Genomic DNA, 25,516 nt, shown 5'->3' on the forward strand with positions numbered 1-25,516 from the left:
CCCAGGCGGCGGCCTCAGCCCATATTCCTTAGCCCCATTCCCCTGTTCCGTGCTATAATGAATATTATGCAGTTTACAGGGGTCCGGATTTTTCCTGACTCCTTATCCCTGTTTCATGTAACAAGTAATGAAAAGAGTGATTGCAATGGATATAAAACGGCAGCACCGCCTGTATCAGTGGAAAGACGGCAAAAAGCTGGAACTGGGAGAGAAATCCCTGGTCATGGGTATATTGAACGTCACCCCGGACTCCTTCTCTGACGGGGGAAAGTGGAATTCTGAGACCCTGGCCGTATCCCATACCACGGATATGGTGAAGGATGGGGCAGATATCATCGATGTGGGCGCAGAGTCTACCCGTCCCGGCAGCACGGCTCTCACGGCGGAGGAGGAAACGAAACGGCTCATGACGTTCCTTCCGGATGTGCTGAAACTCAGTATGGTTCCTGTTTCCATTGATTCCTACCACTGGGAAACCATGGAGAAAGCCCTTTCCGCCGGCGCCCATATGGTGAACGATGTATGGGGATTCCAGTACGACGATGGCAGCATGGCGAAGGTGGCGGCATCCTTCGATGTGCCGGTGATTCTCATGCATAACCAGGAAACCGAGGAATACAGCAGCGACATCATTGAGGACCTGAAGCATTTCTTCGATAAATCTCTGGAAATCGCCCTGTCCGCCGGCGTGAAGGCGGACAATATCATCCTGGACCCGGGCATCGGCTTTTCCAAGAACGGGGACCAGAATATGGAAATCCTCTCCCGCCTGGACGAGCTCACCACCGCCTATCCCTGTCCCTGGCTTTTAGGTGTCAGCCGGAAGCGGTTCATTGGCACCATTCTGGGTACTGATGCTTCTGAAAGGGACGAAGGAACCGCCGCAGTGAATCTTTGGGGCGCCGAAAAGGGCTGCACCATTTTCCGGGTGCACGATGTAAAGACCACCGCCAGGGAACTGAAAGTCTGGGACGCTCTGCGGCTGTGGCATTGACCGGATTGGCGGCGTGTGAACAACCGGGGCTTTATGTGAAAGATCGGCGTGCGTCCGTGTGGGGGCTTTTAGCTTCCAGCTGTTAGCTTCCAGGAAAGCTGGTTCGCCTGCGGCGCTGTGGAGCGTTTGACGGATAGAGTCATCTCGGCAGAGCTGCTAGCTTCCAGCTGTTAGCTCTTATGAAATGACCTTTGTCAAGACCCCAAGCATGCCAAATATTCTTGCCAATAAGACTAGTTGCAAGATGTAATGGAATTAAATCGGTTTGGGAAAATTTGAACTTTACATGGAGCGGCTCATGTGATAGCCTGCTTCCTCTATGGCCATATTTTTTCGGCCCCTTGGCTTGGAAATCACATGAGCAGGGGCTCCATGTCAAGTTCAAATTGGTATGCGGGTTCCAGGCAATAGCTGCCTGGACAACATGGAGGAAGAGCTTTGCAGATTATTCCGGGGCTTGATCAGTCTCTTATACGTGGATTAACAGGTCAATGATTTCGCCGCGGGTTCCTTCAATCTTTTATTTGGAATCATGCCTATGCATGTCCTGCAAAGCTAGCACTAGGATAACCCAGCCTCTCTTAACTCAAAGCTCTCCCTTAATATTGTCCAAACCGCTATTCACCTTTTAATCATCTCCCTTCGGCTGTATTTTTATGCTTGTTGCCTAACTCAGAGAACTATGCGTGCGATGTCAAGCTTTTTTACGAATAACGTCAGCAGTGTGTCCAGTCATCATTCCCCAAATAAAGCCACTGAATTCCCGGGCAACGGCAGTAGCAGCAACATTACTGTTTTTCCCTTTCATAATCTTGTCTCTGAACCTTACGCGAAGTCTTCTGTTTGCTTTGTCCGCATAATGAATATCTGATGCACAGCATCCTTCCTGCCGTTTTCTCAAAGCCCTGCTCTTGTATCCGGGCCGCCCCCGTGAAAAGCCGGACCAGACTGCTTCAATCAGCTTCTTCCTCAAAACAATATTTCCGGCTTTTGAAATGCTGCCATAGTTGCCATCTTCATTACTGGAATGTTCAGTTGGGGTAAGTCCCAAAAAGGACGCAAAATGGCCTGCTGTAGGAAAGCGCTTGAAATCGCCAATAGTTACAATTAAACGAAGTGCAAAGCCATATTCTATTCCAAGGAAACAGCGCAGTTTATTGACATTAGCTGCATACTTTTTCTGCATTGCAAATGACTTAATCCTGACATCCAGATCTTCCAGCTTCTGCTGGAGGGTAAGCAGAGTTGTCATATACTCACTCAATGTTTCTTTATTCAATTCGCTCAGCGGGAGACTCATAATCCAATTCATATGTTTTTGGGTCCAGGTAGCTCCCTGGTTATAATGGAATCCCATCTGGTGCACAAAAGCAGTTATCCGCTGTTTAGTGACTTTAACCATATCCTGATGGTCGTCACGCATCCTGATATAGCGGAAAATGGATTCGTCTTCCTCATCGGGGACATAAATGGAAATACACTCACTTTTCGCCATGGCATTGGCAAGCGCTCTTGAATCAATATAATCATTTTTGAATTTTTTATCTCTGCTGCTTTTCTTCAAAGAAGAAGGAGCTATTACCATACAATCTACATTGGCTGCCATAAGCTTACGGTAAAGGCCATAACCGAATAACCCGGCTTCATAACCACAGATAACATGGCACTCTCTGTTAACGGCTTTTTTGCAATCACCAATGAACCGGAGCACATTCTTTACTGCAGGGCCAAGTTTACGAGGGGGAATAAGATCTAACGTAATAATTTCACCGGCAGGAGACATTTGATTAACGACAGCAGCCATCGTATAGTTTTCGGTATGGGTGTCGATACCAACATAAACGAATGGGATCGGGGACGTAAATGTGCTAGAATAAAACATGATGACCTCCTTGGTTGAGAAAATATGATCCTGTTCTCGTAAAATTGGCCTTGCAACTATATTTTACCGAAATTTGGGCATATACATCAAACTGGGGAGGTCATTTCATATTATCTTTTAGGAAAGCTGGTTCGCCTGCGGCGCAACAGGCTCTCCTGAACGGATGGAGTGCCGAAGGCTGCTCAGTCTTCCTAACAGCTAGCAGCTGGCAGCTGGAAGCCCCCACTCGTTCGCACGATAGTTGGTCACATAATACCTGCCGCGAAGCGGCTATCCCTCGACCTCGATCTCCATCTCAATCCCGGCGGAAGCAGGGACTTCTATTTTTTATCATTACAGGTGGCATATATGGATACCATAAAACTTACCCGCATGGCCTTTTTCGGCTACCACGGCGATGAGCCGGAGGAGACGAAACTGGGGCAGCGCTTTTATATTGATGTAGAAATGGGACTGGACCTTTCCAGAGTAGGAGAGACCGATGCCCTGGAGGACTCGGTGAACTACGTGGCGGTGTACGACCTTGTAAAGCAGCGGGCCGAAGGGGGACCTTACAGGCTCCTGGAGCGTCTGGCGGGGGTCATTAACCACGACATTCTTGCCCGGTTTCCCCTGGTGGAAAAGGTGACCACCACCGTCCATAAACCGGGATCCCCTATCCCCGGTATCCTGGACGATGTGTCTGTGACCCTGACCAAAGAAAGGCAGTAAAAATTGCAGCAAACATACATTATGGCTTTCGGGTCGAACATGGGGGATTCCCTTTCCACCCTGCAGAGGGCTCTTGCAATGCTGGAAGAGGACCGTCGTTTATCTTTGGAAAAGGTCTCTTCTTTCTACCGGACGAAGGCCTGGGGAAAGACGGACCAGCCAGATTTTATCAATGGCGCCGCCATCCTGTCCTGGGAGGGTACACCGGAGGAGCTGATGACCCTGCTTCTCACCGTGGAAAAGGAGTTCGGCCGGAAGCGGGACATTCACTGGGGTCCACGGACCCTGGACCTGGATCTTATATATAGCGAAAACATTACGAGAAATACAGATTTCCTCCATCTGCCGCATCCCTGGTTCTGGGAGCGGCCTTTTGTGCTGGTTCCTTTAGAGGAAATCCTGCCCCATTTCAGGTATAAAGGAGAAGAAATCCATCAGAGAATTATGGAACTCAATGGTTACAAGGAAGTAGAGAAAATGGGTAAAGAAAGGAGCGAAAGCCATGGCCGATGAAAAGAAAAAGCCCTCCCTTTCCGATGTGAAAGCGGCAATCCAAAAACCGGAAGTTTCCCGTTTCATTCTGGATACCACCGTGGGGTCCGAGCTTTCGGCCCTCGTGGAAAAGGACTTGGCCCCCCTTCATGGGGATGATCGGAAGAAAGTGTCCCTCATCACCGGTATTTCCGGATCCCAGAAGGCCCTGGCCGCGGCGGCTCTCCTTCGCCATTACCGGCAGGCGGTGATTATAGTGCCGGAGCAGAAGGATCTTTTCCGTTGGGAAGAGGACCTGGCCTTCTTTGCGCCGGAGGCGGACGTGCGGCCCTTCCCCCTGGTGGAGGACAGCGGTTTCCAGGTCACCTTTGCCGGCACCGAACGGCTTCGTGACCGCATGCAGTCCCTGGGAAAGCTCATGGGGAAAGCCCCTGTGGTCATCGTGGCCACCTCCGTGGAAGCAGCCCAGAAAATCGAAGGACCGGAATCCCTGGGGGACCGGACATTTACCCTGTCCCTGGGAGAAGAAAAGGACCGGGATGAACTCATAGAGACACTGGTATCCCTGGGCTACGAACGGGTGGACCAGGTGGAACGGTGCGGCCATTTCGCGGTGCGCGGGGATATTGTGGATATTTACCCCATCAGCGAAGAACATCCGCTTCGGGTGGAATTCTTTGGCGATGAAGTGGACAGCATCCGGTCCTTCGATGAGGACAGCCAGCGGTCCATCGAAGAAAGGAAAGAAGCCCTCATTCTTCCCATTTCTTCCGGCGCCGGTAAAGAGGCGGCGCTCATGGATTACCTGCAGGAGGGCATCATCCTTTACGATGAACCCCAGCGGGCAGAAGAGAGCCTGAAGCGCTATTTCAAGGAAGAAAAGGAAAACAGGAACCATGCCATCTCCTGGGAGGACCTGGTGAAAAGGGGCAGGAAACAGGGAAATAAGGAAGTCCTTCTTTCCCTCCTGAACCGGTCCCTCACGGGCTTTGCCTCTCCCGCCGTCCTCGGCTGGCAGGGCCAGTCTATGACGAACTACCAGCGGCAGATTCCCATTTTCATTGAAGACCTGAAGGCCCTCCTGAAAAAGGAATGGGCCATGACCATCGTCATTCCCAGAGCCTCGGAAAAGGAAGAGCTGAAGGGGATCCTCAAAGACTATGAAATTCCTCTCACCGAAGACGGGGCGAAGGGGACCGTGCGCCTGGTAAATGGCGTTCTCACGGAGGGCTTCGAACTGCCCCAGGAGAAGCGGGCCCTCATGACGGCCGGCGACATTCTGGGAAAGCAGAAGATCCGGCGGGTGAAAGGCGCCGGCAAGGGTCGGAAAATCCGGTATTTCTCGGACCTCAATGTGGGGGACTACGTGGTGCAGGATGTCCATGGCATCGGCAAGTACCTGGGCATCAAGACCATAGAACTCTCCGGCTTCCATCGGGATTACATCGCCATCCAGTACGCCGGAAATGATAAGCTCTACCTGCCGGTGGAGCAGATTTCCACCCTGGAAAAATACATCGGCCCCGAAGGGGGCACCCCGGTCTTAAGCAAAATGGGGGAGGCCCACTGGGAAAAGGTGCGGTCCAAAGCCAGGAAATCTATCGAAGAACTGGCAGAAAGGCTCCTGGATATCTATGCGAAGCGGGAAATCACGAGGGGCATTGCCTTTGCCCCGGACACCGCGGAGCAGCGGGAATTCGAAGATACCTTCCCCTACGTGGAAACGGAAGACCAGCTCACCGCCATCGATGCCATCAAGCAGGCCATGGAAAGGCCCATTCCCATGGACATGCTCCTCTGCGGGGATGTGGGATTCGGAAAAACGGAAGTGGCCATGCGGGCAGTGTTCAAGTGCGTCATGAGCGGCTACCAGGCCATGGTGCTCTGCCCGACCACCGTCCTTTCCCAGCAGCATTACAAGAATTTCAAAGACCGCATGGAAGGATTCGGCGTGAACGTGGCAGTGCTGAACCGTTTTACCAGTATCAGGGAAAAACGGGAAATTCTCCGGAAACTGAAGGATGGGGAACTGGACGTCATCATCGGCACCCATGCGGTACTCAATAAAAAGGTGGAATGCAAAAAACTGGGGCTCCTGGTGGTGGATGAAGAGCAGCGGTTCGGTGTGGTACAGAAGGAAAAGTGGAAATCCTGGTCCACCGGCATTGACGTGCTCACCCTGTCCGCCACCCCGATTCCCCGGACCCTCCACATGAGCCTTACCGGCGTCAGGGACATGGTCACCATCACCACGCCTCCCTCAAACCGCCATGCTATCCAGACCTATGTGACGGAATACGATGATTTCATCGTAAAAGACGCCATCCTCCGGGAAAAGGAACGGGGCGGCCAGACCTACTTCGTCTACAACCGGATCGAAACCATGGGTTCCATGCTGGACCACCTCCGGGAAGTACTGCCGAAGGATATCACCATCGGCGTGGCCTACGGCCGCATGGAAGGCCGGCAGCTGGAACAGGTGATGATGGACTTCTACGAAGGCCGCTACGACGTGCTCCTCTGCACCACCCTCATCGAAAACGGCCTGGACCAGCCCAACGCCAATACCATGCTCGTCTACGATGCCGACCGCATGGGGCTGTCCCAGATCTACCAGATGCGGGGACGGGTAGGGCGGTCCGAAAAGATTGCCCGGGCCTGGTTCTTCTACCGGAAGGGGAAAGTCCTTTCGGAAGTGGCGGAAAAACGGCTCGATACGATCCGGGAATTCACGGAACTGGGCAGCGGCTTCAAAGTGGCCATGCGGGACCTGGAAATCCGGGGCGCCGGCAACCTCCTGGGCGCCGCCCAGCACGGCAATATCGCCAGTGTAGGCTTTGCCACTTACTGCAGTATGCTGGAGGATGCGGTGGAACGGCTCCGGGCGAAACGGGAACACCGGCCGCTGCCGAAGAAACTGCCGAATACGACCATCGAATTCCGGCAGGACGCCTATCTCGATACCGCCTACATTGCCAACGAAGAACAGAAAATGGAAATCTACCGGCGCCTGGCGTCTGTGGAAAATGACAAAGACCTGTCTGACCTCATCGACGAAGTGGTGGACCGCTTCGGCACCCCCACAGGGCCGGTGGAGAAACTGTTTGCCATTTCGAAAATCCGGGTGAAAGCGAGAAACCTTGGCATCGGCAGCATCCTGGACGGCGGGGAAAACTACGTCATCACCTGGGCCGACGAGGACCCCATGAGGGGATGGAACCCCATGGACCTCCCAAAGACCATGATTCCCTACATCCGCATCCTGGCCGGCAGGAATACAAAGATGAATATCAACAAAAAGGGCATCTCCGGGGAACCCATGAAATGGATGGCCTCCTTCATGGACGAAATGGAAAGAGAAGTGAAGAAGAACCGGGTGAGCTTATTCGCCTACGGCGAATAAGTGGCTAGTGGCTAGATCTAGTGGCTAGGCGATCAGGCCCTGCGGGCCGGGTGACGGGGGCTATGAGTACGTCTATACGGGCGGGCGCTTCCCTGGCTTTTAGGAAAGCCGATTCGCCTGCGGCGAAAAAAGATTTGAGATTTGAGTGAAGAGAATTGAGCTTCAGCGGCTTTGCCGCTCTTTCCACCAATCCATCCTGCGGCTTTGCCGCGGCCCTTCTCCAAAGGCCTGCATGGGTACGGAGTATCTCACAAAGAACGTTACCTCTTTTATGAGGTTTCCGGTAAGCAAGTGCCCCCTTGGAGATGGAAGTCCTGCAGAGGACTTCCAAGTTTGGCCTGAATACAAAAGGCGCTTAGCCTGCCCATAAAAGCGCCTTCCTTATAGGCCAAACGGCGGACGCCCGAAGGCCGGGGGATGGATCCGCCTCGAAGAGGCGGGATCTGCGAAGCAGATAATGCCTGGGCGCTGGATTTCTCATAACGGTTCCGTCAATCCATCCTGCGGCTTTGCCGCGGCCCTTCTTCAAGGGCCTGCATGCTTAGGGAATATCTCACATTGGACCGATTCCCTTTACAATGATGCTGGTACTCTGTCATTTGTAAGCTGACAGCTGTAAGCAAAAGATTAGATAATCCGCGGCGCTTTCTATTCTGTCGCGCCGCACCACCACTCCTCACTCCTAACTCCTCACTTTTCAGGGCCTTCGGCCCCATTCTCCTCAATCTCGACCTCGGCCTCGATCTCATCTGCCCGCAGTCGGTCGAGCTTTCCTGAAAAGTTAGGTGAATCTCCACTGCGGAGCGGGTGGATATAAAACTCGCGGCGCTTTCTACTCTGCTGCGCCGCACCACCACTCCTCACTCCTCACTTTTTAGGGCTGTGCCCCCATTTCCCTCGGCCTCGGTCTCGCCACTCTTTATTATTTCTTTATCATTTCTTATTCTCTACCATGGAGAATAGGGAGAAAATAGGATAAGTCCTTTACATTTCTCTTCAAATCTGATATGACTATAGAGGTTATGCTTTAGAGTCAAATTCTTTATTACAGGTGAAATATGCGTAAAAATTCTTTTATCCAGGGTGCACTGATCCTTACGGTGGCCGGTATTATCGTCAAGTTTATCGGCGCCTTCAGCCGGATTTACCTGTCCCGTCTTCTGGGGGGCGAGGGGATCGGGCTGTACCAGATGGCCTATCCTATTTATTTGCTCTGTCTTTCCGTATCTTCCGCCGGCCTTCCGGTGGCCATTTCTATCATGGTGGCGGAACGGAATGCGGTCCGTGACTACTACGGCGGCCAGAAGGTCTTCCGTATTTCCATGGCAGCCCTCACGCTGACGGGGCTCTTTTTCAGTGCCCTCCTGTTCTTCGGCGCCCAGTGGCTCGTGGACAGCGGCATCGTCCGTGACCAGAGAGCCTACTGGTCCCTTCTGGCCCTGTCTCCGGCCGTGTTCTGTGCTACCCTGCTGGCTACGCTCCGGGGATATTTCCAGGGGCTCCAGCTCATGACGCCTACGGCTGTATCCCAGATCATCGAACAGGTGGTGCGGGTGGTGACCATGATCGCCTTTGCGGTGATTCTCCTGCCCTATGGATTGGAATTTGGCGCTGCCGGTGCTACCCTCGGCGCTGCTCCCGGTGCATTCACCGGTATCGTGGTGCTCATCGGGTTCTACTACATGACCCGGGGCTGGCGCCATGAACTGGCAGGGGAACAGGACCCCTCCATCAAACCCCAGAGTGCCCTTCATATCATCAAGCGGCTCCTGGTGCTGGCTATCCCCGTATCCCTGGCGAACATCATGCTTCCTATCGTTTCCAATATCGACCTCCTCATCGTTCCCCGCCGGCTGGAAGTGGCGGGCTTTACGGTGGAAGAGGCCACCACCCTTTTCGGCTACCTCACCGGCATGGCTACGGCCCTGGTCAATATGCCCACCATCGTCACCGCCTCCCTGGCGGCTTCCCTGGTGCCGGTCATTTCCGAAGCCATTGCCCAGAAGAAGGGGGACGTGGTGATGAAACGGACGGACACCGCCATGCGGCTGGCCAACCTTATCACCATTCCAGCTTTCATCGGCATGTGCGTCATTGCCACCCCCATTTCCGCCATGCTCTATGCTACCCCCGATGCGGGCCCCTGCATTGCGGTCATGAGCTTCGGTGTATTCCTCCTGGGGGTACAGCAGGTCACCACCGGCGTGCTCCAGGGCATGGGGAAGACCGCCATTCCGTTCATGAACATGGTCATTTCCGCCAGTGCCAAGGTCTTCCTGTCCTGGAACCTTACGGCCCTGCCCACCTGGGGCGTCCTGGGGGCTGCCTGGGCAACGAATGCGGACTTCGGCGTAGCGGCTATCCTGAACCTGATTTTCCTCTATAAATACCGCCACTACACCATGGATGTCATCCACACCATCAAGCTGTTCATCGCAGCGGGCATCATGGGGGCCGTGGTGCTGGGCGTTTACCACGTGGGGTACGGCGCAATCCACAGCAATACCCTGGCTACCCTGGCGGCCATCGCCGTGGGCGGCGTGGTTTACCTTGTGGGCATCGTCCTTATCCGCGCTGTAAAGCCGGAAGATGTGCAGGAAATTCCGAAAATCGGACCGAAACTGGCTGCTTATGTTGAGAAACTGAGCTTCAAGATCTGAATGAAAAGAAAAAGCTGTGAAAAATGGTTTTCCATTTTTCACAGCTTTTTTGTATGCCTGGCAGCTGGCGAAATCAATGCGTCGGAGCTTTGAGCTTTCAGCCTTGGGCCTTGGTCTGGTCAGCCGCTTCTCGGCGGCTGTCATGTGGCTATGTTTGCGTGCGAACAAGTGGGGGCTTCTAGCTGCCAGCTGTTAGCAATTAGGAAAGCTGGTCCGCCTGCGGCGCTTCCTTTCAGGCTGTCCGACAGCTTCTTCATGCCGTAGGCTGGTGAGCTTTCCTGGCTGCTAGGAGCCAGAAGCTAGAAGCCCCCACTTGTTCGCACGCCGCTCAGCTACAAGAAATCCGCGGCGGAGCCGCTAAGGGCTTGGATCCAGGTCTAGATCTGTAGCGCCAAAGACGCTATTCCCCTCGGTCTCGACCTCACTTTATCAGTCCCGGCGCTCCGGCCAGTCTCCGTTCCGTTTCCGATACCAGCTCTTCCATGATTTCTTCTACCGGCTGGATCTTTGTGAGATGGGTGAGGGACATGCCGGCCAGGACGAAGCCATTTTCCGTATCCCCTTCCACGGCGCCCTTCCTTGTGGTGCCGGTGGCCAGGGCAATGAGTTCCTCCAGGGGAGCCCCGCTGTATTCCTCTTTCAGATATTTATCGGAGAAAGCATTCCGGAGACCCCGGACGCTGTCGCCGGTGGTGAAGCCGGTGACCACGGAATCCGTGTCCTTTGCTTTGATGATGGCTTCCTTTGCCTTTGGGTGGAGCCGGCATTCTTCGGCCAGAAGGAACCGGGTGCCCATCTGGACGCCGGAAGCGCCCATGATGAGTGCCGCTGCGATGCCCCGGCCGTCAACGATGCCGCCGGCAGCGATGACAGGAATTTCCATGTCCGGCAGCACATTTTCCAGGAGTGCCATGAGGGTCAGTTTCCCGTCGTGGCCGCCGGCTTCCATGCCCTCCACGACAAGCGCATCAGCGCCCGCATCCTGCACCCGTTTGGCCAGCTTCACGTTCGGCACCACGGGTATGCATTTCACCCCGGCATGGTGGAGGTCGTCAAACCAGGGAACCGGGTTTCCGGCACCCAACGTGACGAAGGGCACCTTTTCATCGCAGATCACCTGGGCCACATCGTCCTTGTTCGGTGCCTGGAGCATGAGGTTCACGCCGAAGGTCTTGCCGGGGCCCAGGATGTCCTTCGCCCGGCGGATGTGGTCCCTCACCTCGTCCACCGTGAATCCGCCGGACCCGATGACGCCGGCACAGCCCGCATGGGCCATGGCTGCTGCCAGCACCCCGTCGGAAATATAAGCCATGGCTCCCTGGATGATGGGGTAGTCGATAGAAAGAAGTTCCGTAAGTTTTGTTTTCCAGGCCATAAGTATTGCCTCCTGTCATAGAAATAGGGAATAAGAAAGACCGGCTCAGGCCCTTTCTTCTTTCCTGAAATGGATGGTTCCTGTGATTCTGCCTCTATTATACTCATTCATGGGATAAATGGGAGAAGGGAAAATTTTGCCTGTAGTAGACAAGACCGAGACCGACGTCGAGAGAAATGGGGGCACAGCCCTAAAAAGTGAGGAGTGAGGAGTGAGGAGTGGTGGTGCGGCGCGACAGAATAGAAAGCGCCGCGGATTATCTAATCTTTTGCTTACAGCTGTCAGCTTACAGATGACAGAGTACCAGCATCATTGTAAAGGGAATCGTTCCAATGTGAGACATTCCCTAAGCATGCAGGCCCTTGGAGAAGGGCCGCGGCAAAGCCGAAGGATGGATTAATAGAACCGTTAAATGCTCAATGTGAGAAATCCAACGCTCAGGCATTATCTGCTTCGCAGATCCCGCCTCTTCGAGGCGGATCCATCCCCCGCCCTTTGGGCTGCCCCCGTTTGGCCTATAAGGAAGGCGCTTTTATGGGCAGGCTAAGCGCCTTTTGTATTCAGGCCAAACTTGGAAGTCCTCTGCAGGACTTCCATCTCCAAGTGTGCCCAGCATGGGCGCACTCTTAAGGGTGAAAGTCCCTAGACCGCCCGACAGCGGGAAGGTCATAGCCGAACACCAAGGGTGTCCATCGTGAGGTGGAATCTGAAGGAAGGTGCAGGCAAATCTCCGGTCCGATGTACAAGAACCACATAAGGCTACGGCAGGATGGATAAGGTTGCTTGACAAACTGAAATCCCATAGCTGTACGGAATTCTGCAGAGTACATGTGGCGGATATATGGAGAGAAAGAGTGCGTTCTTACCTGGGGAGGTCTCACGGACACAGCAGAATAAGGCTGTATTTACTGGGCTGTGCTGTGGTTGAAATAAGATTTGCCGTGAGAAGTCAGCAGAGGCCATAGTACCAGATGGCTCATAGGCATCTGGGAAGGGCCGAACTTTAGGAGATGTTAGTCAATGAAAGTAACCAACCATGGGCTTAAAGGCAGACAACTTCAGAAAGAAGACTACTGGCAGAAAGCAGCTGCGGAACAGCAAGGATATGCCGGAGTGCCCATCCATGTGAGGATTGCTGAACACAACAACATCATCGCAGACTTGCATAAGCAGGAATGCGAAAACTAAAGAACCGCCGTATACCGAACGGTACGTACGGTGGTGTGAGAGGTCGGCGGGCCGAAGCCCGCCTCCTACTCGATGGGGGCATTTGCTTACCGATATTCTCTGTATGTGAGACATCCTCTAAGAATGCAGGCCCTGGAGAAGGGCCGCGGCAAAGCCGCAGGATGGATTGACGGAACCGTTAAATGCTCAATGTGAGAAATCCAGCGCTCAGGCATTATCTGCTTCGCAGATCCCGCCTCTTCGAGGCGGATCCATCCCCCGCCCTTTGGGCTGCCCCCTTCTCTAAGGGGGCACGTGATTACCGATTTCCTTAATACGTGAGATAACCAATAGCATGCAGCTTTTTGCGGCGAAGCCGCTGGACCTCAACTCTCAAATCTCAAATCTCAACTCTTTCCCCAACCATGCAGGCCCTGGAGAAGGGCCGCGGCAAAGCCGCAGGATGGATTGAGGGAAAAGGCGGCGAAGCCGCTGAAGCTCAATTCTCTTCACTCAATTCTCAAATCTCAACTTTTTATTTGAGCATCTACTCCAAATTAATAGAGTACACTTAATACCGGATTTCCACATAGATGTTGTAGTATTAAAGTAACCGTGATATACTGTAATCGGTAAGACCTGGTATAATTCTGTTTCTTTCAGATGGGATTGTGATGGGAAAGTGATGAAGGTGAAAGAAGACTCCTTATTGATGCTGCTGCTTCCGGAAATGATGGACGGGGCGCAGGAAAGGTACGAGATTCTTCGACAGATTCATGAATGGCAGCCGGTGGGAAGGCATATTCTCGCCGTGCAGACGAAACTTCCTGAAAGCACGATCCGGAAACACATCGAAAAGATGGAAAAAGCAGGTCTTTTGATTTCCCGTCCTTCCGGCATGAGCCTCACGTCCAAAGGGGAGTCTCTCCTCGGACCCCTGGCTCCGTACCTGCAGAAGAGCCCCTCCCTTTCCTACATGGAGAAGAAACTGGAGTCCATCCTGTCCATGGAAAAGGTAATCGTGGTGAGAGGGGACTCGGACCGGTCTCCGGAAGTGAATAATGAAATCAGCCAGGAAGGGGCCCTGGTGCTCCTCAGGATCCTTCGGGACGGCCATATTGCTGCCGTCAGCGGCGGACCGGAGATTGCGGGCATTGCGAATGCCCTGCCCACGCTCCACATGAAGGTGGACGTGGTCCCCGCCCGGGGCGGTTTCGGCAGGAAAATCGAGTACCTGCCAAACCTGGTGGCCGCCAGGATGGCGGAAAGGCTGGGAGGGACCTACCACCTCATGACGATTCCCGACGGCCTTTCGCCGGAGCTGTTCCTGAAGGTGAAGAAGGAGCTTCCCCAATTGAAAGTGGTGGATGAACTCATTGCAAAAACGGATATTCTCCTCACCGGTGTGGATGATCCTGGGGATGCTTCGAGGTGGATGGAGCTTCCCGGCGACGTGAGGGCCCGTCTCGCAAGCCATGGGGCAGCCGGTGAGGCCCTGGGCCTCTATGTCGATATCCATGGCAAAGTTCTCTACCGTATGTACAATGCCGGTATTTCCGGGGACGAAATCTCATCGATTCCCCATGTGCTCATTGCGGCCGGAGGCAGTCACAAGGGCGCCGCCATTCTTGCCATGGCAAGGGCAGGGATCCGGGGCACCCTCATCACTGATGAAGGCGCAGGAAATGAAATCTTATCTTTGATGGTTGGAAAAGAGTCAGAAACAGGAGGGTACTAACATGACAAAAATTGGTATTAACGGATTTGGCAGGATCGGAAGACTGGTATTCCGGGGCATGCTGGACAGGGATGACCTGGAAGTCGTAGCAATCAACAACCCCAGCGGCGTCGAAACGGCTGCCTATCTTCTGAAGTACGATTCCGTCCACGGCCGTCTCGGCAAGAAGGTAGAAATCGACGGGGACGACCTCATCATCGAAGGGAAACGGGTCCATGTATTCCATGACCGGGATCCGGAACACCTGGACTGGAGCAAATATGGCGTAGAAATCGTGGTGGAATCCACGGGCAAACTGAAGGATAAAGCCAGCGCCGGCAAGCATATCAAAGGAACCGTGAAGAAAGTCATCATCACAGCTCCCGGCAAGGACGACGACGCCACCATCGTCATGGGCGTCAATGAAGGAACCTATGATCCGAAGAAGGATAATATCATTTCCAATGCTTCCTGCACCACGAACTGCCTGGCACCGGTGGTGAAGGTACTCCATGAAAAATTCCACATCAAACGGGGCCTCATGACCACCGTCCATTCCTATACCAATGACCAGGCCATCCTGGAAAAGGCCCACAAGAAGGATCCCAGAAGAGGCCGGGCAGCTGCGGAAAATATTATCCCCACCTCCACCGGTGCTGCAAAGGCCATCGGCATCGTGATTCCGGAACTGAAGGGTAAACTGAATGGCCTCGCCATCCGCGTCCCCACCCCCGATGTATCCCTGGTAGACCTGACCGTGGAACTGGGCAAAAACGTGACGAAGGAAGAAGTGAACGCCGCCCTGAAGGAAGCGTCTGAAGGAGAACTGAAGGGCATTCTTGCCTATACAGATGAACCCCTCGTTTCCAGCGATTTCCTCACCACCGACGTCAGCTCCACCGTGGACAGCCTCCTCACCATGGTGATGGAAGGAAACCTTGTCAAAGTCATCGCCTGGTACGATAACGAATGGGGCTATTCCATGAGAATCATTGACCTTGTTAAGTATGTAGCATCGAAAGGACTTTGATTATGAATAAAAAGACCATCTATGATTTGAAGCCGGAAGGAAAAACTGTGTATGTCCGGGTGGATTACAATGTGCCCCACGATAAAGAGGGCCACATCCTGGATGACCGCCGTATCCGCGCCACCATTCCCACCATCCGGTACCTCCTGGACCATGGGGCAGCGGTGGTCCTGGCCAGTCATATGGGTCGGCCCAAGGGCACGGTGAAGCCGGAACTGTCCCTGGCTCCCTGCGCGAAACGGCTGTCGGAACTCCTGCACCAGGACGTGCTTTTCTGCCCGGACTGCGTAGGTGATAAAGCAGCAGAAATGAAAAAAGCCCTGGAACCGGGGCAGGTATTGCTTCTGGAAAATCTCCGGTTCCATGGGGAAGAGGAAAAGAACGACCCCAAATTCGCAAAGGACCTGGTCAATGGATGTGACCTGGCGGTGAACGATGCCTTCGGCGTATCCCACCGCACCCATGCCTCCGTTGTAGGCGTCGGCAAAATCATGCCCATGGTTTCCGGTCTCCTCCTGAAGAAGGAAATCGACTTCCTGGACGGCGTCATCGAACATCCGGTACGCCCCTTTGCAGCCATCATCGGCGGTGCGAAGATCAGCGACAAGATCCAGGTCATTGCAAACCTCATGGAAAAGGCGGACGTCATCCTTATCGGCGGCGGCATGGCCAATACCTTCGTGGCTGCCCAGGGCTATGACATGGGCCGGTCCCTGCAGGACCGGGACCGGTTCGACCTGGCAAGGAACCTCATAAAGAAGGCCCACGAAATGGGCTCTGAAATCATGCTCCCCGTTGACTTCATGGCGGGCGATGCCTTCTCCGAGACCGCCCATACGAAAGTCCTTTCGGCCGATGAATTCTGTGACCCCTGGATGGCCCTGGATATCGGACCGAAGACCATTGAACTTTACGTGGAAACCCTGAAAAAGATGAAAACCGTCGTATGGAATGGCCCCATGGGCGTATTCGAAATGAAACCCTTCTCCAAAGGCACCTTTGCCATTGCCGAAGCCATGGCAAACCTCGACGCCACCACCGTCATCGGCGGCGGTGAATCGGCTTCTGTTGTGGACGAACTGGGGATCGAAGACAAATTCTCCCACGTATCCACCGGCGGCGGTGCCTCCCTGGAAATGCTGGAAGGCATGGTGCTCCCGGGCGTAGCCATTCTTGCGGATAAGGAGTGATTCCTTTTGAGAAAAATCCTGATCGCAGGAAACTGGAAAATGAATATGACCGTCACCGAGGCGGCGGCCTTCTTCAAGTCATTCAGAATCAAGAAAAACGATAAGCTGGAGCTCCTTTTCTGTCCGCCCTATATCGACCTTCCCATGGCCCGGTTCTTCCTGGAAAACTCTTCCATCCGCTGGGGCGCCCAGAATGTGTACCCCGAAGAGAAGGGAGCCTTCACCGGCGAGATTTCCCCGGCCATGCTGAAGGACGTGGGCTGCTCCTACGTCATCTGCGGCCACTCCGAAAGGCGGCAGATTCTGGGAGAATCCGATGAATTCGTGGCTCGGAAAGTGAAAGCGGTGCTCTCTGCCGGCATGGTGCCCATTCTCTGTGTGGGCGAAACAGGGGAAGAGAGGAAACTGGGACAGACGGAAGAACGGATCGGAAGTGAAATCCGTACCGCCCTCTTCGAACTGTCTGAAGAAGACGTGAGCCGCCTGGTTATCGCCTATGAACCGATCTGGGCCATCGGCTCCGGTACCGCAGCTACCCCGGAAGATGCGGAAGACATATCTTCCTTCATCCGCCGCACTGTGAAAGAGGCGGCAGGGAAGAAGGCAGCCGAAGAGGTCCGTATCCTCTACGGCGGCTCCGTGACAGCCGGCAACATCGCTGATTTCCTGAAAGAAAAGGACATCGACGGCGGCCTCGTCGGCGGCGCCAGCCTGAAGGCGGACGATTTCCTTTCCATTTATAAAAAGGCCTGTGAATAACAGCGCTATGGCAGTACTCTTCGTGGATTTCACGAAAATATAAAATAACCCTATTACAGGAGGATGAAAAAGCATGGCAGCAATTACAGATTTACATGCAAGAGAAATTCTGGATTCCCGCGGAAATCCGACGGTGGAAGTAGAAATGGCACTGGAAGACGGCACCTTTGCAAGGGCCGCCGTTCCTTCCGGCGCATCCACCGGCATGTTCGAAGCCACCGAACTTCGGGATGGCGACAAGAGCCGTTACGGCGGCAAGGGAGTCCTGAAAGCCGTAAACAATGTAAATGGAGAAATTGCGGATGCCGTCCTGGGCTGGGATGCCAGCGACCAGCGGGGCCTGGACCATATCCTTATCAACCTGGACGGCACGGAAAACAAGAGCCGCCTCGGTGCCAATGCCATCCTCGGCGTATCCCTGGCCGCTGCCCATGCAGCAGCTGAATCCGCAGGACTGCCCCTGTACCAGTACCTGGGCGGCGTCAATGCCCACAACCTGCCGGTGCCCATGATGAACATCATGAACGGTGGCGCCCATGCAGACAACAACGTGGATATCCAGGAAAGCATGATCATGCCGGTGGGGGCACCAAGCTTCCGTGAAGGCCTGCGCATGTGCGCTGAAATCTACCATTCCCTGAAGGACGTACTGAAGAAACAGGGCCTCTCCACCGCAGTCGGCGATGAAGGGGGCTACGCACCGGACCTTCCGTCCAACGAAGCAGCCATGGAAGTCATCTGCGAAGCCATTGAAAAAGCAGGCTACACCGCCGGCAAAGATGTGGTCCTTGCCACCGACGTAGCAGCTTCCGAACTTCTGGGGGATGACGGCCTCTACCACCTGGCCGGCGACCACACCGCCAAGACAAGCGATGAAATGATCGAATTCTACGAAAAACTGATCGACCAGTACCCCATTATCTCCATCGAAGATGGCCTGGGCGAAGAAGACTGGGATGGCTGGAAGAAACTCACCGAAAAACTGGGCAAGAAAGTCCAGCTCATCGGGGACGACCTCTTCGTCACCAACACAAAGCGCCTGTCCAAGGGCATCCACATGGGCGTAGCCAACTCCATCCTCATCAAACTGAACCAGATCGGTACCCTCACCGAAACCATGGAAGCCATCCAGATGGCCCAGAGATGCGGCTACACCACCGTCATTTCCCACCGCTCCGGTGAAACCGCAGACACCACCATTGCCGACGTGGCAGTGGCAGTAAACGCTGGCCAGATCAAGACCGGCGCCCCGGGCCGTACAGAACGGGTAGCCAAGTACAACCAGCTCCTCCGCATTGAAGAAGACCTGGACGCCGACTCCTTCTACGGCAGCGCTGCCCTGACACACAGGATGAGACGGTTTGAATAATAACACAAAAAAACTCCTGCCTTTGGGCAGGAGTTTTTTAGATTGAGGCCGAGGTCGAGATCGAGGGGCCAGCCTGCGGCGGACGGGTGGCTGAGAGTGCGTGTGAACGTACGGGGGCTTCTAGCTATTAGCTTCTAGCTGCCAGGAAAGCTCATCGGCCTACGGCATGATTGCCGTTCACGCAAATTTTGGCGCCGTAGGCGGACCAGATTTCCTAGATGCTAACAGCTAACAGCTAGAAGCCCCCGCCTGTTTGTACGACATTCAGCCACACAGCTCCCGCCCGTACGCACAATGCTCAGCCACCTTAAAAAACAGATGAAATCTGCTATCTCTTCATGGTATAATGTATAAGCATTATGACCGCAGAAAAGTTTCACTAAAGGAGCGAGAACTATGAGCAAAGTATACGTAACAGGACATAAATCCCCGGATACCGACAGCATTGCCGCTGCCATTTCCTATTCCTACCTGAAGAGACAGCTCGGCATGGACGCCGTGGCAGCCCGGGCAGGGGAACCGAACAAGGAAACGAAGTTCGCCCTGGACTACTTCAAGGTAGAACCGCCGGTACTCCTCACCTCCGTTGCCCGGAAGAACCCGGACGATGAGAAGACGAAGGTGATTCTGGTGGACCACAACGAATCCAAGCAGTGCGTGGACGGCATCAAAGACGCTGACGTACTGGAACTCATCGACCATCACCGGCTCGGGGACTTTGAGACGGACACCCCCATTTTCATACTCATCCGTCCCGTGGGCTGCGTAAATACCGTCATCTGGGGCCTCTACAAACAGAACCATGTACAGCCCTCCAAAGAAGTGGCTGGCATGATGCTGTCTGCCATCATTTCTGATACTGTCCTCTTCCGTTCCCCCACCTGTACCGAAGAAGATAAGCAGGCTGTAAAGGAACTGGCTGAAATCGCCGGCGTGGACTATGAAAAATACGGCATGGACATGCTGAAAGCGGGCGCCGACATTTCCGACTACTCCGCTGAAAAACTGGCCCACAACGACACGAAGGAATTCGAAGCCGGCGGCAAGACATTCAGCTGCGGCCAGATTTCCGTGATGGACGTGGATCCCATCAACGCCAAGAAAGCAGACATCATGAAGGAACTGGAAGCCACCAAGGCAGCAAAGAACTATGAAGCTTCCTACCTCATGGTTACCAATATCCTCACAGAAGATACCTACCTCTGGTTCACCGACGGCGCAGAAGCAGCCGCTGAAAAGGCTTTCGGAAAGAAAGCGGAAAATGGTGCCATTTACCTGCCGAAGGTGATGTCCCGTAAGAAACAGGTGGCTCCGTTCCTCCTGAAGGTTTACGGAGAATAAGCAGAAAGCTGGAAGAACCCTTAGCGGCGAAGCCGCTAGGGGTTTCTTAAGTATGGGAGATTCGCCTTCGGCGAATCTGTAGCTGGTGGCTGGTAGCTGGGCGTTCAGGCCCTTCGGGCCCGATGACAGGTGAGTGGGTAATCAGCTGAACCTGTGAGGGATTCCAGCTGCCAGCTATCAGCTTCCAGGAAAGCTGTTTCGCCTGCGGCGTTTCGTACAGTGATCACGAACATCCTATGAGTGGCTCTATCTGTAAAAGCGCTCCCCCTTGGAGATGGAAGTCCTGCAGAGGACTACCAAGTTTGGCCTGAATACAAAAGGCGCTTAGCCTGCCCATAAAAGCGCCTTTCTTATAGGCCAAACGGCGGCAGCCCAAAGGGCGGGGGATGGATCCGCCTCGAAGAGGCGGGTTCTGCGACACAGGCAAAGGGCAGCTGATGGAAGCGTCGCAGGCCAATAACCTGGCTCCCCCCTCGGGGGAGCTGTCTGCGGAGCAGACGGAAGGGGCATTTGCGGCGAAGCCGCTGGACCTCAACTCTCAAATCTCAAATCTCAAATCTTCGCCGCAAAGCGGCTGTTCCCATAAGGAGTAAGAATGAACAACTATTTAGATACATTAAATGACCGCCAGCTGGAAGCGGTGAAGCAGGTAGAAGGTCCGGTGCTCATCATGGCCGGCGCCGGGTCCGGGAAGACGAAAGCCCTGACCTGCCGCATTGCCCACATGCTGGAGCTCGGCATCCGTCCGGGAGAGATTCTGGCCATTACCTTTACGAACAAGGCGGCCAAGGAAATGAGAGACCGGGTGCACAGCCTCGTCGGTCCCCAGGCGGACCGTATCTGGATGTACACATTCCATTCCTTCGGCGCCCGATTCCTCCGGAGGGAAATCAACAACTACCCTCCCTACACGGACAAGTTCACCATCTACGATTCCGACGATTCCAAACAGCTCGTGAAGAACGTACTGAAGGAACTGAACCTGGACGACAAGCAGTTCCAGCCAAACGCCATCCAGGGCAGCATTTCCTCCGCCAAGAACAAGCTCCTGTCGCCGAAGGCCTTCCGCCAGCAGGCGGGGGGAAACTTCTACAACCAGAAGGTGGCCGACGTATACGACCTCTACGATAAGCACATGAAGCAGAATAACGCCCTGGACTTCGACGACCTTCTCTTCGTGACCACCGCCCTTTTGGCCAACGAGACCATACGGAGAAGGTGGCAGGACCGGTTCCATTACATCCTCATCGACGAATACCAGGACACGAACCACGCCCAGTACCTCATGGCGAAGTACATTGCTGGCAGCCTCCAGAATATCTGCGCCGTAGGCGATGCGGACCAGAGCATCTATTCCTGGCGGGGTGCGGACCTCCGGAATATCATGGATTTCAAGTCCGACTATCCCAAGGCGAAGATCATCAAGCTGGAGCAGAACTACCGCTCCACCCAGACCATCCTGGACGCCGCCAACGCGGTGATCGAAAATAACCTGGACCGGCCGTCGAAGAAGCTGTGGACCTCGAAAAAAGGAGGGACCCACCTGAAGTGGTACACCGCCATGGACGAACACAACGAGGCGGAATTCATCGTGAATACCATGAAGAAGAAGCACGATGAAGACCACGAGCCCTATGGAAATATGGCGGTCCTATACCGCATGAACGCCCAGTCCCGGGTACTGGAAGAAACCCTGGTGAAACGGGGCATCGGCTACACCATGGTGGGGGGCACAAGGTTCTACGACCGGGCGGAAATCCGGGACATCATGGCCTACCTGAAAGTGATCAATAACTTTCGGGATAACATCAGCCTTGCCCGGATCATCAACGTGCCGAAGCGGGGCATCGGTGCCACTACGGTGCAGAAACTTTCCGACTACGCCAATGCGGGCGGCATGTCCATGTTCGAAGGCATCATGGCGGTGGAGGGGTCCTCCATTGCTCCTGCCGCCCAGCTGAAACTGCAGAATTTCAGCGCCATGATCTTTGATTTCCTGAACGCCTCTACGGAAATGAATATCTTCGACCTTCTCCAGAAAATCATGACCGATACGAAGTATCTGGCCCAGCTCCAGGAAAGCAATGATCCCCAGGCCCAGAGCCGGGAGGAAAACCTGGGTGAACTTCTTTCGGTGGCCAAGGACTTTACCACAAACCATCCCGGTGAGGGACTGGCGGAATTCCTGGAACAGGTGGCTCTCGTGAACGACGTGGACGGCTACGAGGAAACGGACGACAAGGTGACCCTCATGACCATGCACAGCGCCAAGGGCCTGGAATTCCCTATAGTCTTCCTCCCCGGCATGGATGAAGGCATTTTCCCCGGCGTCCGGTCCCTCATGGAAGAATCGAGGCTGGAAGAAGAACGGCGCCTCTGCTACGTGGCCATTACGAGGGCGAAGAAGGAGCTTTACCTCTGCAACGCCCACATGCGCACCATGTACGGCCAGATTAAGCCCTACGCCGCCAGCCGTTTCCTGGACGAAATCCCACCGGATCTCATGGACCACGTGAACGACGATGAGAAACAGGAAAGAGTCCACACCGCAAGGCGCTGGCAGAATGAGACCAGAAGCCGCTATGCCCTCTCCGACGCGGCGGTGGTGAACAAACCCAAAAAGAACAGCGTCAAAGCACGGTATGACTGGAAAGTGGGAGACACCGCCATCCATAACCTCTGGGGAAGGGGGAAAGTGGTGGCAGTCACCGGAGGAGACCGGAATATGATGATAAAAGTGGATTTCTCAGGAAAAATCCGTCAGCTTATGGTGGCCTTTGCGCCCATTACAAAAGAGGAATAAAGAAGGGATACTATGGCATCGGAAGAAATCAGGAAAAAGGTAGAAGCACTGCGGAAAGAGATCCGCCATCACAGCTATCTGTACTATGTGAAAGATGCACCGGAAATCACGGACTATGAATTCGACCATCTCTACCGGCAGCTGGTGGACCTGGAGAAGGAATACCCCGAGCTGGTGACCCCCGACTCTCCGACCCAGCGGGTAGGAGGCAAGGCCTCCGACGATTTCCAGAAGGTCCGTTTCCGTAAGCCCATGCTGAGCCTTGCCAACGCATTCAGCGCCGACGAGCTCCGGGACTTCGACCGCCGGGTGAAGGAAGGACTTCACACAGACCACGTGGAGTATATTACGGAACTTAAAATCGACGGCCTTTCCATGAACCTGATCTATGAAAACGGCAGCCTCGTCCAGGGCCTTACCCGGGGCGACGGCAGGGTAGGGGAAGATGTGACGGCCAACGTGAAGACCATCCACACCATTCCTCTCTACATCGAAAACGCACCGGCCTACATGGAAGTCCGGGGGGAAGTGTACATGCCGAGAAAGAGCTTCATCGCCCTGAATGAAGAACGGGATGAAGCGGGACTCATGCCCTTCGCCAACTGCCGGAACGCCGCTGCCGGTTCCCTCCGGCAGCTGGATCCCCACGTCACCGCTGCCCGGAACCTGGCCTTCTTCGCCTATGCTTTAGGGGACATCCAGGGACTGGAAATCAGGTCCCAGGAAGAGCTGCTGAAGCAGCTGGAGGCCTTCCATTTCCAAGTGAACCCGAACTACCGGAAATGGGACTCCATCGAAGGGGTTATCAAAGGAGTCAACGAATGGGAACAGAAGCGCCATGACCTGGGCTACGACACCGACGGCATGGTGATCAAGGTCAACGACTTCGCCCAGCAGAACATCCTGGGCGCCACGGTGAAGGACCCGAAGTGGGCCATGGCCTACAAATATCCACCGGAAGAAGTGGAGACGAAGGTGGAGCGCATCATCGTCACCATGGGTCGCACCGGCGTCCTCACGCCATCGGCGGACCTGACGCCGGTGCACCTGGCAGGCACCACCGTGAAACGGGCCACCCTCCACAACATGGACTTCATCCACGAAAAGGACATCCGCGTAGGAGACCACGTGATGATCTACAAGGCCGGCGAAATTATCCCGGAAATCTCCACGGTTCTGAAGGACAAGAGAAACGGCACGGAACAGGTCTTTGAAATGCCCGATACCTGCCCCATCTGCGGGGAGCCGGTACACCGCATCGAAGGGGAAGCGGCCTACCGCTGCACGAACCCCAACTGCGGCGGCGTGGTCCGGGAAAAACTGATCCACTTCTCCTCACGGGACGCCATGGACATTGAAGGCATGGGCCCTTCCGTGGTGGACAGCCTTCTGGCCTACCACCTGGTAGAAGACCCGGGAGACTTCTACCGCCTGAAACAGGAAGACATCGAACAGATTGAACGGATGGGCGAAAAGAGCGCAGCCAACCTCATCGCTGCCATTGCCGACAGCAAAGGCCGGGGCCTGGCCAAACTCCTCTTCGGCCTGGGCATCCGCTTCCTGGGCGCCAAGGGGGCAGAACTCATTTCCCGCCGCTTCGGCACCATGGACGCCATTATCGGTGCCAGTGCAGAGGACATCCAGGAAACCGAAGGCATCGGGAAAGTCATCGCAAAGAGCCTCTACGACTACCTCCACGACGTGAAGAACCTTTCCGTCATCAATAAACTGAAAGACGCCGGAGTCCTCATGGAAGACGTGAAAGAAGAAACCGAAGGCCGGGCCTTCGAAGGAGAAATGGTGGTGCTCACCGGCAAACTCACCTCCATGGGACGGAGAGAAGCGGGAGACATCATCAAACGCCAGGGCGGCGACACCCAGTCCTCGGTAACCAATAAAACCACCCTCGTCGTAGCCGGAGAAGATGCGGGCAGCAAACTGGAAAAAGCCAGGGCCAAAGGAATCCCGGTCATCGACGAAGCCACATTCCTCGCCAGGGCAGGAGTGAGGCAATAGCAGCGGAGCTGCTATTGCGATGGAGACCGAGGCCGAGATCGAGGGGGACCGCCTCCGGCGGAAAAGATAGAATTGAGAATTGAGTTTTGAGAATTGAGGTCCCGCGGCTTCGCCGCAAAAGAGCCCCAGCCTCCCCTCTTTAGAGGGGAGGGGGACCGCTTGCGGTGGAGGGGTGGCCGCGAAGCGGCTGACCCTGCGAAGTGCCATGTGGCTGGGCGGCGTGCGAACGTATGGGGGCTTCTAGCTTCTAGCTTCCAGCTGCTAGCTGTTAGCAACTGGGAAAGCTGGTCCACCTGCGGCGCTTCAGCAAACCTCAACCTCCTGCAAGTGACACTATCAGTAAAAAGCGTTCCCCCTTGGAGAAGGGGGACGGCCAAAGGCCGGGGGATGGATCCGCCTCGAAGAGGCGGGATCTGAGGAGTTTTTGTGGCTGGCCGCGTGTGTGAACGTATGGGGGCTTCCAGCTGTTAGCTGCTGGCTTTCAGGAAAACTGGCCAGGCCCTGCGGGCAAATGAGATTGAGGCCGCGGTCGAGATCGAGGAAATAGGGCCCTGCGGGCCGGATGCCATCAGATTCTACCAGCGACTTTGCTGGTAAATGTGGCGGC

At 54.7% G+C, this 25,516-nt stretch carries 16 protein-coding genes; 14 read left to right on the forward strand and 2 right to left on the reverse strand.

All coding sequences use genetic code 11. The features are described 5' to 3' along the window. Positions 1 to 145 precede the first annotated feature (145 nt). Positions 146 to 994 (forward strand): dihydropteroate synthase, encoded by an 849-nt coding sequence (folP, locus tag ACFWUL_RS04465; protein ID WP_297041629.1) that lies wholly within the window; start codon positions 146 to 148, stop codon positions 992 to 994. Positions 995 to 1,688: 694 nt separating this feature from the next. Here folP and ACFWUL_RS04470 read toward each other — a convergent pair. Further along, on the reverse strand, positions 1,689 to 2,876 hold the full coding sequence (locus ACFWUL_RS04470; RefSeq protein WP_416176955.1) for an IS110 family transposase: 1,188 nt from the start codon (positions 2,874 to 2,876) through the stop codon (positions 1,689 to 1,691). 348 nt (positions 2,877 to 3,224) lie between these two features. On the opposite strand from ACFWUL_RS04470, the gene folB reads away from it, so the two are divergent. The 4 genes from folB (at position 3,225) to ACFWUL_RS04490 (ending at position 10,142) form a co-directional block, all read left to right on the forward strand. Then, positions 3,225 to 3,587 (forward strand): dihydroneopterin aldolase, encoded by a 363-nt coding sequence (gene folB / locus ACFWUL_RS04475; protein ID WP_297041631.1) that lies wholly within the window; start codon positions 3,225 to 3,227, stop codon positions 3,585 to 3,587. Between the two features lie 21 nt (positions 3,588 to 3,608). After that, positions 3,609 to 4,100: a 2-amino-4-hydroxy-6-hydroxymethyldihydropteridine diphosphokinase gene (gene folK / locus ACFWUL_RS04480; protein WP_416177926.1), complete on the forward strand. Its 492-nt coding sequence runs from the start codon at positions 3,609 to 3,611 to the stop codon at positions 4,098 to 4,100. Continuing rightward, a complete protein-coding gene (gene mfd / locus ACFWUL_RS04485) occupies positions 4,090 to 7,482 on the forward strand; it encodes a transcription-repair coupling factor (protein WP_416177927.1) in 3,393 nt (1,130 codons plus the stop codon). The genes folK and mfd overlap by 11 nt, the downstream gene beginning before the upstream one ends. A gap of 1,058 nt (positions 7,483 to 8,540) precedes the next feature. Then, on the forward strand, positions 8,541 to 10,142 hold the full coding sequence (locus ACFWUL_RS04490) for a putative polysaccharide biosynthesis protein (RefSeq protein WP_416177928.1): 1,602 nt from the start codon (positions 8,541 to 8,543) through the stop codon (positions 10,140 to 10,142). Between the two features lie 421 nt (positions 10,143 to 10,563). Here ACFWUL_RS04490 and ACFWUL_RS04495 read toward each other — a convergent pair whose 3' ends face one another. Next, complete coding sequence (locus ACFWUL_RS04495) at positions 10,564 to 11,517, reverse strand: nitronate monooxygenase (RefSeq protein WP_416177929.1); 954 nt, start codon at positions 11,515 to 11,517, stop codon at positions 10,564 to 10,566. Positions 11,518 to 12,537: 1,020 nt separating this feature from the next. Between ACFWUL_RS04495 and ACFWUL_RS04500 the strand changes: the two genes are divergently transcribed. From ACFWUL_RS04500 to ligA, 9 genes are all read left to right on the forward strand, one after another. After that, positions 12,538 to 12,705: a hypothetical protein gene (locus ACFWUL_RS04500; protein WP_273317580.1), complete on the forward strand. Its 168-nt coding sequence runs from the start codon at positions 12,538 to 12,540 to the stop codon at positions 12,703 to 12,705. A 664-nt stretch (positions 12,706 to 13,369) separates the two neighbouring features. Continuing rightward, positions 13,370 to 14,422, forward strand: coding sequence for a sugar-binding transcriptional regulator (locus ACFWUL_RS04505; RefSeq protein WP_416177930.1), 1,053 nt, complete (start codon positions 13,370 to 13,372; stop codon positions 14,420 to 14,422). Between the two features lies 1 nt (position 14,423). After that, positions 14,424 to 15,431, forward strand: coding sequence for a type I glyceraldehyde-3-phosphate dehydrogenase (gene gap / locus ACFWUL_RS04510; protein WP_297020290.1), 1,008 nt, complete (start codon positions 14,424 to 14,426; stop codon positions 15,429 to 15,431). Between the two features lie 2 nt (positions 15,432 to 15,433). After that, entirely contained in the window at positions 15,434 to 16,621 is a 1,188-nt protein-coding gene (locus ACFWUL_RS04515) for a phosphoglycerate kinase (protein WP_416177931.1), read from the forward strand. A gap of 6 nt (positions 16,622 to 16,627) precedes the next feature. Beyond that, a complete protein-coding gene (gene tpiA / locus ACFWUL_RS04520) occupies positions 16,628 to 17,380 on the forward strand; it encodes a triose-phosphate isomerase (protein WP_297020285.1) in 753 nt (250 codons plus the stop codon). A gap of 73 nt (positions 17,381 to 17,453) precedes the next feature. Next, on the forward strand, positions 17,454 to 18,749 hold the full coding sequence (gene eno, locus ACFWUL_RS04525) for a phosphopyruvate hydratase (RefSeq protein WP_297020282.1): 1,296 nt from the start codon (positions 17,454 to 17,456) through the stop codon (positions 18,747 to 18,749). Positions 18,750 to 19,145: 396 nt separating this feature from the next. Next, entirely contained in the window at positions 19,146 to 20,090 is a 945-nt protein-coding gene (locus tag ACFWUL_RS04530) for a manganese-dependent inorganic pyrophosphatase (RefSeq protein ID WP_297020280.1), read from the forward strand. A gap of 595 nt (positions 20,091 to 20,685) precedes the next feature. After that, positions 20,686 to 22,893 (forward strand): DNA helicase PcrA, encoded by a 2,208-nt coding sequence (pcrA, locus tag ACFWUL_RS04535; protein ID WP_416177932.1) that lies wholly within the window; start codon positions 20,686 to 20,688, stop codon positions 22,891 to 22,893. Positions 22,894 to 22,905: 12 nt separating this feature from the next. Continuing rightward, on the forward strand, positions 22,906 to 24,909 hold the full coding sequence (ligA, locus tag ACFWUL_RS04540; RefSeq protein ID WP_416177933.1) for an NAD-dependent DNA ligase LigA: 2,004 nt from the start codon (positions 22,906 to 22,908) through the stop codon (positions 24,907 to 24,909). Positions 24,910 to 25,516 lie beyond the last annotated feature (607 nt).

Source organism: Dialister sp. (assembly GCF_047832375.1).
Lineage (GTDB): Bacteria > Bacillota > Negativicutes > Veillonellales > Dialisteraceae > Dialister.

What these genes read in the sequence shown, in the direction of transcription:
- folP (WP_297041629.1), top strand. Translation starts at nt 146, where the DNA reads ATGGATATAAAACGGCAGCACCGCCTGTATCAGTGGAAAGACGGCAAA.
- ACFWUL_RS04470 (WP_416176955.1), bottom strand. Translation starts at nt 2,876, where the DNA reads ATGTTTTATTCTAGCACATTTACGTCCCCGATCCCATTCGTTTATGTT.
- folB (WP_297041631.1), top strand. Translation starts at nt 3,225, where the DNA reads ATGGATACCATAAAACTTACCCGCATGGCCTTTTTCGGCTACCACGGC.
- folK (WP_416177926.1), top strand. Translation starts at nt 3,609, where the DNA reads ATGGCTTTCGGGTCGAACATGGGGGATTCCCTTTCCACCCTGCAGAGG.
- mfd (WP_416177927.1), top strand. Translation starts at nt 4,090, where the DNA reads ATGGCCGATGAAAAGAAAAAGCCCTCCCTTTCCGATGTGAAAGCGGCA.
- ACFWUL_RS04490 (WP_416177928.1), top strand. Translation starts at nt 8,541, where the DNA reads ATGCGTAAAAATTCTTTTATCCAGGGTGCACTGATCCTTACGGTGGCC.
- ACFWUL_RS04495 (WP_416177929.1), bottom strand. Translation starts at nt 11,517, where the DNA reads ATGGCCTGGAAAACAAAACTTACGGAACTTCTTTCTATCGACTACCCC.
- ACFWUL_RS04500 (WP_273317580.1), top strand. Translation starts at nt 12,538, where the DNA reads ATGAAAGTAACCAACCATGGGCTTAAAGGCAGACAACTTCAGAAAGAA.
- ACFWUL_RS04505 (WP_416177930.1), top strand. Translation starts at nt 13,370, where the DNA reads ATGAAGGTGAAAGAAGACTCCTTATTGATGCTGCTGCTTCCGGAAATG.
- gap (WP_297020290.1), top strand. Translation starts at nt 14,424, where the DNA reads ATGACAAAAATTGGTATTAACGGATTTGGCAGGATCGGAAGACTGGTA.
- ACFWUL_RS04515 (WP_416177931.1), top strand. Translation starts at nt 15,434, where the DNA reads ATGAATAAAAAGACCATCTATGATTTGAAGCCGGAAGGAAAAACTGTG.
- eno (WP_297020282.1), top strand. Translation starts at nt 17,454, where the DNA reads ATGGCAGCAATTACAGATTTACATGCAAGAGAAATTCTGGATTCCCGC.
- ACFWUL_RS04530 (WP_297020280.1), top strand. Translation starts at nt 19,146, where the DNA reads ATGAGCAAAGTATACGTAACAGGACATAAATCCCCGGATACCGACAGC.
- pcrA (WP_416177932.1), top strand. Translation starts at nt 20,686, where the DNA reads ATGAACAACTATTTAGATACATTAAATGACCGCCAGCTGGAAGCGGTG.
- ligA (WP_416177933.1), top strand. Translation starts at nt 22,906, where the DNA reads ATGGCATCGGAAGAAATCAGGAAAAAGGTAGAAGCACTGCGGAAAGAG.